The sequence below is a fragment of the Rhodanobacter hydrolyticus genome (genome assembly GCF_044904645.1).
Genome location: NZ_JADIKK010000008.1, coordinates 3,474,042 through 3,487,977, shown reverse-complemented (window position 1 = coordinate 3,487,977; position 13,936 = coordinate 3,474,042). Strand labels below are relative to the sequence as shown.

The window sequence follows — 13,936 nt, the reverse complement described above, 5'->3', positions numbered from 1 at the left end:
CTCAGCCGTAGACCGGAAACTTCCTGCACTGCGCCTCGACCTTGGCGCGCACGGCAGTGATCACCGCCTCGTCGTTCGGCGCGTCGAGCACGTCGCAGATCCAGTTCGCCAGATCCACGCAATCGGCCTCCTGATAGCCGCGAGTGGTGACGGCCGGGGTGCCCACGCGCAGGCCGGAAGTGACGAAGGGCTTCTGCGGGTCGTTCGGCACGGCGTTCTTGTTGACCGTGATGTGCGCCTTGCCCAGCGCGGCTTCCGCGTCCTTGCCGGTGACGCCCTTGCCGATCATGTCGATCAGCATGAGGTGGTTCTCGGTGCCGCCGGAAACGATCTTGTAGCCGCGTGCGATGATGGTCTTGGCCATCGCCTGGGCGTTCTTCACCACCTGCGCCTGGTAGTCCTTGAAGGCCGGCTCCAGTGCCTCCTTGAAGGCCACCGCCTTGGCGGCGATCACGTGCATCAGCGGGCCGCCCTGGATGCCGGGGAACACGATGGACTGCAGCTTCTTCTCGATCTCCTCCGCGCCCTCGCCCATGCCCTGCTTGCTGGCGACGATGATGCCGCCGCGCGGGCCGCGCAGGGTCTTGTGGGTGGTGGAGGTAACCACGTGCGCATGCGGCAGCGGACTGGGGTATACGCCCGCGGCGATCAGACCGGCGACGTGCGCCATGTCCACGAACAGGTAGGCGCCGACCTTGTCGGCGATGGCGCGGAAGCGCGCCCAGTCCATCACCTGCGAATAGGCGCTGAAGCCGGCCACGATCATCTTCGGCTTGTGTTCGAGGGCGAGGCGCTCGACCTCGTCCATGTCGACAATGCCGTTGCCGTCCACGCCGTACTGCACGGCGTTGAGGATCTTGCCCGACAGGTTGACCTTGGCGCCGTGGGTAAGGTGGCCGCCGTGCGCCAGGCTCATGCCGAGGATGGTGTCGCCCGGCTGCAGCAGCGCGAAGTACACCGCCTGGTTGGCCTGCGAACCGGAGTGCGGCTGCACGTTGGCGTAGTCGGCGCCGAACAGCAGCTTCACGCGGTCGATGGCCAGCTTCTCGGCCACGTCCACGTACTCGCAACCACCGTAATAGCGCTTGCCCGGATAGCCTTCGGCGTACTTGTTGGTGAGCTTGGAACCCTGCGCTTCCATCACCCGCGGACTGGCGTAGTTCTCGGAAGCGATCAATTCGACGTGGTCTTCCTGACGACGACCTTCATCAGCAATGGCCTTGGCCAGCTCGGAGTCGTAGCCGGCGATGGTGCAGTCCTTCGGGAACATTCGAACCTCGTGGATCCGGGGATGGGAAAGGGGCCGTCCATGATAGCGCAGCCAGTGCATCCGGCTGCGAATAGCCGTCCGGACACGATTTACTGCTTGACGAACAGCCCCACGGTCAATGCGATGCCGATGCACACCACGACCACGCGCAGCACCTTCTCGTTGACCCGGCGCAGCAGGTAGGCGCCGATCTGGCCGCCGACGATGGCCGGCACCGCCACGCAGGCGATCAGCCGCCATGGCAACGTGTGTGCCTGCACCATGAAGATCACCACCGCCGCCGCGTTCATCACCGCCGCCAACACGTTCTTGGTGGCACCGGCCACGCGCACGGCCAGCCCCGCCGCCGTCAGCGCCGCCAGCATCAGGATGCCGATGCCGGCACCGAAGTAACCGCCGTAGATGGCGATGCCGACCTGCGCCGCCAACGCCGCCTTGTGGCCCAGCGCGGGCGACTCGCCTTCCTTGCGCGGCTTGCGGAAGAAGCTGCCCCAGGCAAATACCACGGTGGCGAACAGCACCAGGAACGGCACCAGCCTGGTAAACACGCTGATCGGCGTCACCAGCAGCAGCACCGCGCCCGCCGCGCCGCCGGCCAGACTGATCCAGAACAGGATGCGGAACGACAGGCCCTCGGCGCCGGAAACCTGCCTGCGCCCCGCCAGTCCGGTGGTTACCTGTCCCGGGAACAGCGCGATGGTCGAAGCGATGTTCGCCATGCGCGGATCGAGGCCGGCGAACAGCAGCGCCGGGAACGTCATGAACGAGCCGCCGCCCGCCAGCGCGTTCTGCACGCCGGCGGCAAAGGAGACGAGGATGAGCAGGGGCAGCGACCAGGCGGCGGGCATCGGCACGGGATCCGGAATTGACGTGAAACGGGCCAGTTAGCCGGCATTTTGCCAGCCCGCCATGGCAGGAAAACGGCCTATCGGCGATAATTGATGGTCTTTAGTTTTTCCCTGCCTGCCCAGACCGCCTTCGCGGCCTGCGGGCTGCCCTGAGGAGCACCCATGCAATACATCTACACCATGAACGGGGTCAGCAAGATCGTCCCGCCGAAGCGCCAGATCATCAAGGACATCTCGCTGAGCTTCTTCCCCGGCGCGAAGATCGGCCTGCTCGGTGTCAATGGCGCGGGCAAGTCCACCGTGCTGAAAATCATGGCCGGCGTGGATACCGACTTCCAGGGCGAGGCGCGTGCGCAACCCGGCACCAAGGTCGGCTATCTGGCGCAGGAGCCGGACCTGAATCCGGAAAAGACCGTGCGCGAAGTGGTCGAGGAAGGCGTGTCGGTGATCCTCGACGCGCAGCAGCGGCTGGAAGAGGTCTATGCCGCTTACGCCGAGGAAGGCGCCGACTTCGACGCGCTCGCCAAGGAACAGGAACAGCTGGAAGGCATCCTGGCCGCGAACGACGCCCACGCGCTGGAGCGCCAGCTCGAAGTGGCCGCCGACGCGCTGCGCCTGCCGCCATGGGACGCCAAGGTCGGCCCGCTATCCGGCGGCGAGAAGCGCCGCGTGGCGCTGTGCCGCCTGCTGCTGTCCAAACCCGACATGCTGCTGCTGGACGAACCGACCAACCATCTCGACGCCGAATCCGTCGACTGGCTGGAGCAGTTTCTGCACGACTACCCCGGCACCGTGGTGGCGGTCACCCATGACCGCTACTTCCTCGACAACGCCGCCGAGTGGATCCTCGAGCTCGACCGCGGCCGCGGCATCCCGTGGAAGGGCAACTACACCGAATGGCTGGAGCAGAAGGACGCGCGCCTGAAGCAGGAAGCCAACCAGGAGAAGTCGCGCCAGAAGGCGATCGAGAAGGAACTGGAGTGGGTGCGTTCGGCCGCCAAGGGCCGCCAGTCCAAGGGCAAGGCGCGCCTGGCCCGCTTCGAGGAGCTGAACTCGGTCGACTACCAGCGCCGCAACGAAACCAACGAGATCTTCATTCCGCCGGGCGAGCGCCTGGGCCAGGAAGTGATCGAGTTCAAGAACGTCACCAAGTCGTTCGGCGACCGCGTGCTGATCGAGGACCTGTCGTTCAAGGTGCCGCCGGGCGCCATCATCGGCGTGATCGGCCCCAACGGCGCCGGCAAGTCCACCCTGATGAAGATGATCATGGGCAAGGAGACGCCGGACTCGGGCGAGGTGAAGCTGGGCCACACCACCAAGCTGGCCTACGTCGACCAGTCGCGCGACGCGCTCGACCCGAAGAACAACGTGTGGCAGGAAGTTTCCGGCGGTTCGGACATCCTCACCATCGGCAACTTCGAGATCCAGTCGCGCGCCTACATCGGCCGCTTCAACTTCAAGGGCACCGACCAGCAGAAGATCGTCGGCAGCCTGTCCGGCGGCGAACGCGGCCGCCTGCACATGGCCAAGACCCTGCTGCAGGGCGGCAACGTGCTGCTGCTCGACGAACCGTCCAACGATCTCGACGTGGAAACCCTGCGCGCGCTGGAAGACGCGCTGCTGGAATTCCCCGGCGCGGCGATCGTGATCTCGCATGACCGCTGGTTCCTCGACCGCATCGCCACGCACATCATCGCGTTCGAAGGCGACTCGCACGTCGAGTTCTTCCCCGGCAACTACAACGAGTACGAGGCGGACAAGAAGCGCCGCCTGGGCGACGAGGCCGCAAAGCCGCATCGTGTGAAGTACAAGAAGCTGGCGTAAGCACGACTCTTTGCGTTTGCCTCCTCTCCCCTCCGGGAGTGGGGAAGGGCCATGGATGGCCCTGCTCTGAGGAGCGCGGAAGAGGATTGAGGTGAGGGGCCAAGGCTGGCCCCGATCTCCGGAAGAACAGCACCACCATCAGGCGGCAACGCAAGATTGTCCTTCACCCCAACCCTCTCCCGGAGGGGCGAGGGAGCAAACCAAAGCGGCGACGAGGAAATTCCGATGCACTTCATGCAGTCCCTGCAAAACGCATGGCAGCGCAACCGTTCTCTCGTCTGCGTCGGCCTCGACCCCGAACCCGCAAAATTCCCGGCGCACCTGCAGGGTCATACTGACGCGGTGTTCGAGTTCTGCCGCGACATCGTCGACGCCACCGCCGACCTCGTCTGCACCTTCAAGCCGCAGATCGCGCACTTCGCCGCGCTGCGCGCCGAGGATGCACTGGAGCGCCTGATCGCGCACATCCACGCCCGGCACCCCGGCGTGCCGGTGATCCTCGACGCCAAGCGCGGCGACATCGGCAGCACCGCGCAGCACTATGCCAGCGAAGCGTTCGAACGCTACCAGGCGGACGCGGTGACGCTGAATCCCTACCTTGGCCGCGACTCCATCGCCCCCTTCCTCGAGCGCGCCGACAAGGGTGTGATCCTGCTATGCCGCACTTCCAACCCCGGCGGCGCGGATTTCCAGGCGCTGGACTGCGGCGGTGCGCCGCTCTACCTGCGCGTGGCCGAAACCATCGCCCGCGACTGGAATGCGCACGGCAACTGCGCACTGGTCACCGGCGCCACCTGGCCGGAGGAACTGGGCCACGTGCGCGCCGTCGTCGGCGACATGCCCCTGCTGGTGCCCGGCATCGGTGCGCAGGGCGGCGATGTGGAAGCCGTGCTCAGGCATGGCCTCACGGCCGGCGGCAGCGGCCTGATGATCTCCTCCTCGCGTGCCATCCTCTATGCCGGCAGCGGCGAAGACTTCGCCCAGGCCGCGCGGGCGGCCGCGCAGGAACTGCGCGACAACATCAACCGGCACCGCCGCGCCTGATTGCTCCTCCATGGGAGCGCACCCTGTGCGCGATGGCTTTTGCTCCGATCAGTACCAGAGCCATCGCGCACAGGGTGCTCCTACACAAACCCACCAGCCGCCTCCAGGCATGTCGAACACGCAACTCGGCCACCGCACGCACCAGCCCGCGCCCGCGAAGCACGCGCTCTGCCTGCTGGCGCACGACGTACGGCGACCTGCGAACGTGGGCGGCCTGTTCCGTCTCGCCGACGCGCTGGGCATCGAGAAGATTTTCCTGACCGGCGGCTCCTGCACGCCGGCGCACCCGAAGGCACGCAAGGCCGCGCGCACCACCGAGCAACGCGTGCCGTTCGAGCAGGCCGACGATCCGCTGCCGATCGTGACCGGGCTGAAACGGGCCGGTTACCGCATCGTCAGCCTGGAAATCAGTTCGACCAGCATCGACCTCGCCGAGCTCGCCATCACGCCCGGCGAGCGCATCTGCCTGGTCCTCGGCAACGAGAGCACCGGCGTCTGCCAGCCGCTGCTGGACGCCTCGGACGCCACCGTGCACATCCCGATGCGCGGCGAGAATTCCTCGATGAACGTCGCCAGTGCCTGCGCCATCGCCACTTACGTCATCGCGCGAAAGCTGGAATGATCCTCGAAGGAAGCGTCGCCACGGCACCTGGCTGAAGTCGCCACCCCGCATCGAGGTCCACTCATGCGCACCAACCGGTCCATCCCGAACGCCACCATCATCCCCGTGCTCGGCTACGCCGACGTGCACGAGGCCGCCGATTGGCTGTGCCGGGCATTCGGGTTCCGTACCAGGCTGCGCATCGGCGACCATCGCATCCAGCTTGTCTACGGTGACGGCGCGATGGTGGTCAGCGACGCCGGCCCGGAAAGCGACGAACAGCCGCCGCGGCAATCCGTGATGGTGCGGGTGGAAGATGCCGACGCACATCATGCGCATACCGTCGCCGCGGGGGCGCGCATCGTCCGCGAGCCGGCCAGCTGGCCCTTTGGCGAACGCCAGTATTCGGCCATGGACATCGGCGGCCACCTGTGGACGTTCACGCAGACGGTGGCCGATGCGGACCCTGCCAGCTGGGGCGGCGAACTGGTCGAGCATTGAGCTTGCGCCCGCCTGGCGAGACGACCGCCAGCGGTCCCGGCGCTTTGTCAGTTCCGCCCCCGCACCCGTACAATTCAGGGCTTTGACGCCAGATTCCGCACCCGGCCGGTGCGCGCCATCGCGAGCCCCCATGGAAAAGAGTTTCGAACCCGCCCAGATCGAGTCGACGTGGTACGCCCGCTGGGAAGCCAGCGGCGCGTTCAGGCCGTCCGGCCAGGGCGAACCCTACTGCATCCTGCTGCCGCCGCCGAACGTCACCGGCACCCTGCACATGGGCCATGCCTTCCAGCAGACCGTGATGGACATGCTGGTGCGCTACCAGCGCATGCGCGGCATGAACGTGCTCTGGCAGGTAGGCACCGACCACGCGGGCATCGCCACCCAGAAGATCGTGGAGAACCAGCTCGCCGCCGAGGGCAAGACGCGCCACGACCTGGGACGCGAGCCGTTCGTGGAACGCGTGTGGCAGTGGAAGGAGGAATCCGGCTCCACCATCACCAACCAGATGCGTCGCATCGGCGCCGCCGCGGATTGGTCGCGCGAGCGCTTCACCATGGACGAAGGCCTCTCCGCCGCGGTGCGCAAGGTGTTCGTGGAGTGGTATCGCGCCGGCCTGGTCTACCGCGGCAACCGGCTGGTGAACTGGGACCCGGTGCTGGGCACCGCCGTCTCCGACCTCGAAGTGAACAACGTGGAGCGCGACGGCCACATGTGGTCGATCCGCTACCCGGTCACCGGCAGCGACGAATCGCTGGTGGTCGCCACCACGCGTCCGGAAACCATGCTGGGCGACGTCGCCGTGGCCGTGCATCCGGAGGATGAGCGCTACGCGCACCTCATCGGCAAGATGCTCACGCTGCCTCTGTCGAACCGCGAGATCCCGGTGATCGCCGACGATTACGTCGACCGCGAATTCGGCACCGGCTGCGTGAAGATCACCCCCGCGCACGATTTCAACGACTACGCCATCGGCCAGCGCCACAAGCTCGCGCCGATCACCATCTTCACGCTGGACGCAAAGGTCAACGACAACGGGCCGGAGGCCTATCGCGGCCTCGACCGCTACGACGCACGCAAGCGTGTGCTGGCCGACCTCGAAGCCGCCGGCCTGCTGGTCGAAACCAAGGCGCACAAGCTGCAGGTGCCGGTGAGCCAGCGCTCGGACGCTGTGATCGAACCGATGCTTACCGACCAGTGGTTCGTCGACCTCACGTCGGACGTCCAGGCGGACGGCCGTCCGGGCGGCCGCAGGGCGATCACCGAACCCGCGCTCGACGCCGTGCACTCGGGCGAGGTCAAGTTCGTGCCGGAAAACTGGAGTACCACCTACACGCAGTGGCTGGACAACATCCAGGACTGGTGCATCAGCCGCCAGCTCTGGTGGGGCCACCGCATCCCGGCGTGGTACGACGAAGCGGGCAGCATCTTCGTGGGCGAGGACGAGGCGGACGCGCGCGCGCATGCCGCCGTCGCGCCGGTCGGCGTGCTGAAGCAGGACGAGGACGTACTGGACACCTGGTTCAGCTCCGCGCTGTGGCCGTTCTCCACCCTTGGCTGGCCACTGGATGGCTCGGTGAAGAACGAGCGCGGCGAAGTCATCGCCAACTGGCAAGCCGACAAGATCTTCCTGCCCAGCGCGGTGCTGGTCACCGGCTTCGACATCATCTTCTTCTGGGTCGCGCGCATGGTGATGGCGACCAAGTACTTCACCGGCCAGGTGCCGTTCCGCGAGGTGTACATCAACGCCATCGTGCGCGACGCCGAAGGCCAGAAGATGTCCAAGTCCAAGGGCAACACGCTGGACCCGCTGGACCTGATCGACGGCATCGAGCTGGAGCCGCTGGTGGCGAAGTCCACCCGGTCGTTGCTGATCCCGCAGGTGCGCGAGAAGGTGGAAAAGCGCATCCGCAAGGAATACCCCGAGGGCATCAAGGCCATCGGCACCGACGCGCTGCGCTTCACCTTCGCCGCGCTGGCCAGCTACAGCCGCACCATCAACTTCGACCTGAAGCGCGCCGAGGGTTACAAGGCGTTCTGCAACAAGCTGTGGAACGCCGCACGCTTCGTGCTGATGAACCTGCCCGAGGGTCGGATTCCCGCACCCGCCGGTGCGCCGGCAACCGAAGCCGAACGCTGGATCCTCACCCGTCTCCGGCAGACGCTGGCGGCAGTGGAGCAGCATTTCGCCTCGTACCGCTTCGACCACCTGGCGCAGGCGCTGTACGAATTCGTGTGGAACGAGTATTGCGACTGGTTCCTGGAGCTGTCGAAGCCTGCCCTCAACGGCGAGGATGCGGCAGCGGCCGCGTCGACGCGCCACACTTTGCTGGTAGTGCTGGAAGCGGTGCTGCGCGCGCTGCACCCGGTGATCCCGTTCATCACCGAAGAGATCTACCAGGAAGTGGCGCCGCGCCTCAGCCTCGCCGAATCCAGCGTGTACGCGCGCCCCTACCCGTGTGCTGCGGACTTCGCATCCGATGCCGCGGCCGCCGCCGAGATCGAGTGGTTCAAGGCCGTGCTCTCCGGCATCCGCAGGATCCGTTCGGAAATGAACATCGCACCGGGCAAGACCATCCCGCTGCTGCTCGCCGGTGGCGAAGCCACGGATAGCACGCGTGCCGCGAAGTTCGCCGCGCAGATCGCCTTCCTAGCCCGCACCGAATCGCCGGCGTGGATCGAACCGGGCGCAGAGGAACCTGCCGCAGCTGCCGCCGTGGTCGGCTCGCTGCGCGTGCTGATCCCGCTGGCCGGCCTGATCGACCTCGGCGCCGAGCAGGCGCGCCTCGCCAAGGAAATCGCCCGCGTCGAGGGCGAGATCAAGAAGTGCGAGGGCAAGCTGGGCAACGCGAACTTCGTCGCCAATGCACCGGCGGAAGTGGTGGCACAGGAGCGCCAACGCATCGTGGACTGGAACACCCAGCTCGCGGCGATGCGAGAGCAGGCGGGAAAGCTGAAGGGTTGACTGACTTTCCCCCTCTCCCCTTAGGGAGAGGGTTGGGGTGAGGGGTCAATCTTGCGACAGAAACAAAGCACCCTCGCCTATTTCCCAATATGGCCCATGGCCGTATTGGGATCGAGCTCCATCACGATCGCGTCCTCGCGTCCGTCCTTCGCAGGGTAATAGCGCGGCCTGCGACCGATCTCGCGAAAACCCACCGATTCGTACAACGCCTTCGCCAAGGGGTTCGAGGGTCGCACCTCCAGGAACACGCGCTGGGCGCCGCTCCAGCGCGACACGTCCAGCAGACGGCCCAACAGGTGCCGGCCCAAGCCCTGCCCGCGGTATGCGTCGGCGATGCAGATGTTGAGGACGTGCGCCTCACCCGCGCCTGCCGAGAGGATGCCGTAGCCGGCCACTTCCTCGTCGACGCAAAGCACCCAGCAGGGATGCCCCGCCCTGATGCAGTCGGCGAAGATGCCACGCGTCCACGGAAAGTCGTAGGAAGCCTGCTCCACCGCCGCGACCGCATCGAGGTCGTCCATGCGCATCAGGCGCATGTGGCTGGCCGGTTTGGCCACCGCGACCATTGCGCCTACCGTCCCGCCGCAAGACCGCGGCGCAAGGTGCGCAACGCGATCCACAACCGCCGCTTGGCCGAAGGGTCGCCCAGCAGGCGCACGGGCTCGTCCACCAGCACGATCTGCGCCTGTGCAGTCACCTGCATCGGCAAGCTGCGCCCCAGCGCGTGCGCCTGCGCTTCCCCACAGGCCAGGTAGGCGCGCGCCTGCGGCATCGCCGTTTCCGCTTCGCCTGGCGACACCCGCACGCGCGCGGCACGTGCCAATGCCGCGCCGCCGCTGGTCAATGCACGGCCGAGCAGATCCAGTTCGCGTGCATCGCAGGCAGCCGGCAACAGCACCACGCAATCGGTACTGGACGCAGGCGACGGCAGCGCTTCAGCGGCCATGACCGGCGCGTCGGCAACGGCCTGCTGCCGGCGCTGCCAGGTCTCCAGCCCCAGGGCGCGCAACACGCGCTCGCGATGCGCGGCGGCAGACATCATCCGACTCCCCCGCGCCGTGCGCGCCGGCGATGCAGGGCCAGCCCCCACAACGTCATCACCGGGCCGGACAACAGATAGATGCTGAAGCCGACGAACAGCACCCGCGGCGGGTCGAGATACAGCAACACCAGGATCAGCAGCGCCGTCACGATCCATCCGAACGGCACGTGCTGGCGGTCGCCCAGCGGCAGCGACTTGAAGCTGAAATAGCGGACGCGGCTGACCATGAGCAGACCGGTGATCACGGCGATCCACGGCGTGACGAAGCACAGTTCGGCTCCGGGAATCTTGAACTTGTCCATCGTCCACACGAAGGACATGCACACCGCCGCCGCGGCCGGACTGGCGAGTCCCTGGAAATAACGCTTGTCCGCCACGCCTACCTGCGTGTTGAAGCGCGCCAGCCGCAGCGCGGCGCAGGCGGCATAGATGAAGGCGGCGGCCCAGCCCAGCTTGCCCAGCAGTGGGCCGAAGTCGTGCAGCGTGGACAGCGACCACGTATACATCACCAGCGCCGGCGCCAAACCGAAGCTCACCAGGTCCGACAGCGAGTCGTACTGCACGCCGAACTCGCTCTGGGTGCCGGTAAGCCGCGCCACGCGGCCGTCCAGCCCATCCAGCAGCGCGGCGACGAACACCGCCACCGCCGCGTCGGCGTAACGGCCGCCGATGCTGGCCAGGATCGCGTAGAAGCCGGCAAACATCGCCCCGGTGGTGAACAGGTTCGGCAACAGGTAAATGCCACGATGCCTTGGCTGGCGGGCGGGCAGCGAGTCGCTCATGGAGCTATCCGTGACAGGGTGCAGAAAGTGTAAACCATCACCCGCTTGAGTCCCGGCCGCGCGGGAGTTCTACTAATGCACCTGTGCGGGGTGGGGAGCCCCGCCCAACCTAGCCTCTGGAGAACCCCATGTCCCGTTCGCTGATCGCCGTGGCGCTGCTGTTGCTCGCCCCGCTAGCTACCGCCCAGCAAATCTACAAGTGGACCGATGCATCGGGCACGGTGCACTACTCGCAGTCGGCGCCGGCACAGGGCACCAAATACCAGCAGGTGAAGCTGGCCGGCGGGGTGGAATCCGCCGATGCCGACGCACCGGCCCAGCAGCCGGCTGCCGACAACGCCTCCACGCAGGCCGACACTCCGCCCCCCGCCCCGTCGGCCCCGATGGCCGACACGCCCGACAACCGCGCCAAGCTGTGCGCCACGCTGAAATCCAACCTCACCACCCTGCAGGGAAGCGGCCCGGTGGTGATGCAGCAGGGCGGCAAGCCTGCCGTGCTGGACGACGCCCAGCGCAAGCAGCAGGTCGATACCGCCAACGCGCAATACCAGCAGTACTGCGCCGGCAAGTAACCGCAAATGATCGCAGCTGGTGCCGTGCCTGCAACGCAGGCACTCGCTGCGGGAACGGCCGCAACTTCGACCGGCACCGGAATCTCCCCTGCCATGCCTATCCGCGGAGCCGTCGAGTGCGGCCCGCGGGTGCGGGTGCGCGCGCCGCTATAATCCGGCTCTTTCAACGCCGGAAACCGCCTGCATGCGCCTCAGCCAATTCCATCTGGCCACCGTCAAGGAAGTACCCGCCGACGCCGAGATCGCCAGCCACCGGCTGATGCTGCGCGCCGGCATGATCCGCAAACTCGCCTCCGGTCTCTACACCTGGTCCCCGCTTGGCCTGCGCGTGCTGCGCAAGGTGGAAAACGTCGTGCGCGAGGAAATGAACCGCGCCGGCGCCATCGAAATGCTGATGCCCACGATCCAGCCCAAGGAGCTGTGGGAGGAAACCGCCCGCTGGGCGAAATTCGGTCCGCAGTTGCTGAAGATCAAGGACCGCAAGGAGCAGGAATTCTGTTACGCGCCCACCGCCGAGGAAGTCGTCACCGATTACGCGCGCAACGAGCTGAACAGCTATAAGCAACTGCCGGTCAATTTCTATCAGATCCAGACCAAGTTCCGTGACGAGATCCGCCCCCGTTTCGGCGTGATGCGTGCACGCGAATTCCTGATGAAGGACGCCTATTCCTTCCATCTCGGCCAGGAGTCGCTGGCCGAAACCTATCAGGCGATGTACGACGCTTATTCGCGCATTTTCAGCCGGCTGGGTTTGCAATTCCGCGCGGTACAGGCCGACACCGGCGCGATCGGCGGCAATGCCAGTCACGAATTCCAGGTGCTGGCCGCTTCCGGCGAAGACGCCATCGTGTTTTCCGATGGCTCCGATTACGCGGCGAATGTGGAAAAGGCCGAGGCATTGGCGCCCACCACCACACGCCCCGCTCCCGCCGCCGAATTGAAGCGCGTCGATACACCCACCCAGAAGACGATTGCCGAAGTCAGCGCATTTCTCGGCGTATCGCTGATGCAATGCGTGAAAACCCTGCTGGTGAAAGGCCGCGACGGCCTGGTGGCGCTGTGCCTGCGCGGCGACCACGAACTCAACGAAGTGAAGGCCGGCAAGCTGGCCGAATTACCCGATGAGGTCGTTCTGGCCAGCGAAGCGGAAATCCTCGCCGCCACCGGTACGCGCCCCGGCTTCATCGGACCGGCAGGTTTGCCAGCCACCATTCCGGTGATCGTGGATCGCAGCGCAGCCGTGCTGTCCGATTTCGTCTGCGGCGGCAACGCCGACGGCACGCACCACGTCGGCGCCAATTGGGAGCGCGACGCACACATCACCCGCATCGAGGACGTGCGCCAGGTGGTCGAGGGCGATCCCTCGCCCGACGGCAAGGGCACGCTGCACCTGGCCCGCGGCATCGAGGTGGGCCATGTGTTCCAGCTTGGCAGCAAATACGCCGAGGCACTGGGCGCCACCGTGCTGGACGACCAGGGCAAGTCCCAGGTGATGATGATGGGCTGCTACGGCATCGGCATCAGCCGCATCGTGGCGGCGGCTATCGAACAGCGTCATGACGATGCCGGCATCGTCTGGCCGGAAGCGATGGCACCGTGGCGCGTGGCCGTATGCGTGATCAATCCCAAGGGCAATCCGGATATCACCGCTGCCGGTGAATCGCTGTACCAGGAACTCGCCGCGCGCGGTATCGAAGTCGTGCTGGACGATCGCGGTCTGCGCCCCGGCGCGATGTTTGCGGACATGGAACTGGTCGGCATTCCCCATCGCGTGGTGGTCAGCGAACGCGGCCTCGCCGCCGGCACGCTGGAATACCGTGCGCGTCATGAAGCGGAAAGCCGTGCCGTGACGCGCGACGAGTTGATTGAAATGCTCGGCTGAAATCGGTTTCAAATGCAACGACAAACGGCCGCCTTGTGCGGCCGTTTGCTTTCATGGCCATGTCGGAGATTATCCGGATAATTGCCAAAATGCATGCAATGGCCAATCCGGAACCATTTTCTTTGCAAAATGTCGTTTATTCAGGTAAGAATAACGCCGCGCCGGCAATGCCATTCGTCCGCATGCTTCCGGGTCGCCACAAATCCATCCTGTCACTGGAGTCTCCGATGGCCGCCATCGATATCAAGAACCTCAACCATAACCAGCTCAATGACCTCATCACCAAGGCACAGTCGCGCCAGCATGAATTGAAGAAAGAAAAGGTCTCCAAGCTGCGTGAAAAGGTCCATGCCCTGATCAAGGCCGAGGGCTACAGCTTCGACGACATTTTCGGCGGCGTGCGCGGCAAGCGCCGCAGCGGCGGCGTAGTGCCCCCGAAGTATCGCAATCCGGCGAATGCCGAGCAGACCTGGTCCGGCCGCGGCAAGCGTCCGCGCTGGTTCAACGATGCATTGAAGGCCGGCAAGAAGGAAAAGGACCTGCTGGTCTGATTCGCCTCTCTACATGACATGAAGACGCCGGCTTCCGAGCCGGCGTTTTTATTACTG

13 protein-coding genes are annotated in these 13,936 nt (G+C 65.9%); 8 read left to right on the top strand and 5 right to left on the bottom strand.

Annotation, left to right across the window (positions count from 1 at the left end; all coding sequences use genetic code 11):
* Position 1: 1 nt before the first annotated feature.
* Positions 2–1,270: a serine hydroxymethyltransferase gene (glyA, locus tag ISP25_RS18245; protein WP_404615874.1), complete on the bottom strand. Its 1,269-nt coding sequence runs from the start codon at positions 1,268–1,270 to the stop codon at positions 2–4.
* 89 nt (positions 1,271–1,359) lie between these two features.
* A complete protein-coding gene (locus tag ISP25_RS18240; RefSeq protein ID WP_404615873.1) occupies positions 1,360–2,118 on the bottom strand; it encodes a sulfite exporter TauE/SafE family protein in 759 nt (252 codons plus the stop codon).
* Positions 2,119–2,280: 162 nt separating this feature from the next.
* On the opposite strand from ISP25_RS18240, the gene ettA reads away from it, so the two are divergent.
* The 5 genes from ettA (at position 2,281) to ISP25_RS18215 (ending at position 9,050) form a co-directional block, all read left to right on the top strand.
* Entirely contained in the window at positions 2,281–3,942 is a 1,662-nt protein-coding gene (gene ettA, locus ISP25_RS18235; protein ID WP_404615872.1) for an energy-dependent translational throttle protein EttA, read from the top strand.
* A gap of 225 nt (positions 3,943–4,167) precedes the next feature.
* Positions 4,168–4,986: an orotidine-5'-phosphate decarboxylase gene (gene pyrF, locus ISP25_RS18230; RefSeq protein ID WP_404615871.1), complete on the top strand. Its 819-nt coding sequence runs from the start codon at positions 4,168–4,170 to the stop codon at positions 4,984–4,986.
* A 109-nt stretch (positions 4,987–5,095) separates the two neighbouring features.
* A complete protein-coding gene (locus ISP25_RS18225) occupies positions 5,096–5,608 on the top strand; it encodes a TrmH family RNA methyltransferase (protein ID WP_404615870.1) in 513 nt (170 codons plus the stop codon).
* Between the two features lie 63 nt (positions 5,609–5,671).
* Positions 5,672–6,088, top strand: a complete 417-nt coding sequence (locus tag ISP25_RS18220) for a VOC family protein (RefSeq protein ID WP_404615869.1) — start codon at positions 5,672–5,674, stop codon at positions 6,086–6,088.
* Positions 6,089–6,218: 130 nt separating this feature from the next.
* On the top strand, positions 6,219–9,050 hold the full coding sequence (locus tag ISP25_RS18215; protein ID WP_404615868.1) for a valine--tRNA ligase: 2,832 nt from the start codon (positions 6,219–6,221) through the stop codon (positions 9,048–9,050).
* A 77-nt stretch (positions 9,051–9,127) separates the two neighbouring features.
* Here the strand turns inward: ISP25_RS18215 and rimI are convergent, their stop codons facing one another.
* From rimI to pssA, 3 genes are read right to left on the bottom strand one after another with little or no spacing between them, the layout of a single operon-like run.
* A complete protein-coding gene (gene rimI, locus ISP25_RS18210; protein WP_192156887.1) occupies positions 9,128–9,616 on the bottom strand; it encodes a ribosomal protein S18-alanine N-acetyltransferase in 489 nt (162 codons plus the stop codon).
* Between the two features lie 5 nt (positions 9,617–9,621).
* Positions 9,622–10,089, bottom strand: a complete 468-nt coding sequence (locus tag ISP25_RS18205) for a hypothetical protein (protein ID WP_404615867.1) — start codon at positions 10,087–10,089, stop codon at positions 9,622–9,624.
* Complete coding sequence (pssA, locus tag ISP25_RS18200; protein WP_192156891.1) at positions 10,089–10,874, bottom strand: CDP-diacylglycerol--serine O-phosphatidyltransferase; 786 nt, start codon at positions 10,872–10,874, stop codon at positions 10,089–10,091. Before pssA ends, ISP25_RS18205 begins: the two co-directional genes overlap by 1 nt.
* Before the next feature lie 128 nt (positions 10,875–11,002).
* Here pssA and ISP25_RS18195 point away from each other — a divergent pair, with 128 nt between their 5' ends.
* The 3 genes from ISP25_RS18195 to ISP25_RS18185 all read left to right on the top strand — a co-directional run bounded on the left by ISP25_RS18195 (position 11,003) and on the right by ISP25_RS18185 (position 13,879).
* Complete coding sequence (locus ISP25_RS18195; RefSeq protein WP_192156893.1) at positions 11,003–11,446, top strand: DUF4124 domain-containing protein; 444 nt, start codon at positions 11,003–11,005, stop codon at positions 11,444–11,446.
* A gap of 184 nt (positions 11,447–11,630) precedes the next feature.
* On the top strand, positions 11,631–13,328 hold the full coding sequence (locus ISP25_RS18190) for a proline--tRNA ligase (protein WP_404615866.1): 1,698 nt from the start codon (positions 11,631–11,633) through the stop codon (positions 13,326–13,328).
* 227 nt (positions 13,329–13,555) lie between these two features.
* Positions 13,556–13,879, top strand: a complete 324-nt coding sequence (locus tag ISP25_RS18185) for an H-NS histone family protein (protein WP_192157121.1) — start codon at positions 13,556–13,558, stop codon at positions 13,877–13,879.
* Positions 13,880–13,936 lie beyond the last annotated feature (57 nt).

Coding starts and splice junctions, on each gene's coding strand:
- ISP25_RS18240 (WP_404615873.1), bottom strand. CDS start 2,118: ATGCCCGCCGCCTGGTCGCTGCCCCTGCTCATCCTCGTCTCCTTTGCC.
- glyA (WP_404615874.1), bottom strand. CDS start 1,270: ATGTTCCCGAAGGACTGCACCATCGCCGGCTACGACTCCGAGCTGGCC.
- ISP25_RS18190 (WP_404615866.1), top strand. CDS start 11,631: ATGCGCCTCAGCCAATTCCATCTGGCCACCGTCAAGGAAGTACCCGCC.
- ISP25_RS18195 (WP_192156893.1), top strand. CDS start 11,003: ATGTCCCGTTCGCTGATCGCCGTGGCGCTGCTGTTGCTCGCCCCGCTA.
- ISP25_RS18215 (WP_404615868.1), top strand. CDS start 6,219: ATGGAAAAGAGTTTCGAACCCGCCCAGATCGAGTCGACGTGGTACGCC.
- ISP25_RS18205 (WP_404615867.1), bottom strand. CDS start 10,089: ATGTCTGCCGCCGCGCATCGCGAGCGCGTGTTGCGCGCCCTGGGGCTG.
- pyrF (WP_404615871.1), top strand. CDS start 4,168: ATGCACTTCATGCAGTCCCTGCAAAACGCATGGCAGCGCAACCGTTCT.
- rimI (WP_192156887.1), bottom strand. CDS start 9,616: ATGGTCGCGGTGGCCAAACCGGCCAGCCACATGCGCCTGATGCGCATG.
- ettA (WP_404615872.1), top strand. CDS start 2,281: ATGCAATACATCTACACCATGAACGGGGTCAGCAAGATCGTCCCGCCG.
- ISP25_RS18220 (WP_404615869.1), top strand. CDS start 5,672: ATGCGCACCAACCGGTCCATCCCGAACGCCACCATCATCCCCGTGCTC.
- ISP25_RS18185 (WP_192157121.1), top strand. CDS start 13,556: ATGGCCGCCATCGATATCAAGAACCTCAACCATAACCAGCTCAATGAC.
- ISP25_RS18225 (WP_404615870.1), top strand. CDS start 5,096: ATGTCGAACACGCAACTCGGCCACCGCACGCACCAGCCCGCGCCCGCG.
- pssA (WP_192156891.1), bottom strand. CDS start 10,874: ATGAGCGACTCGCTGCCCGCCCGCCAGCCAAGGCATCGTGGCATTTAC.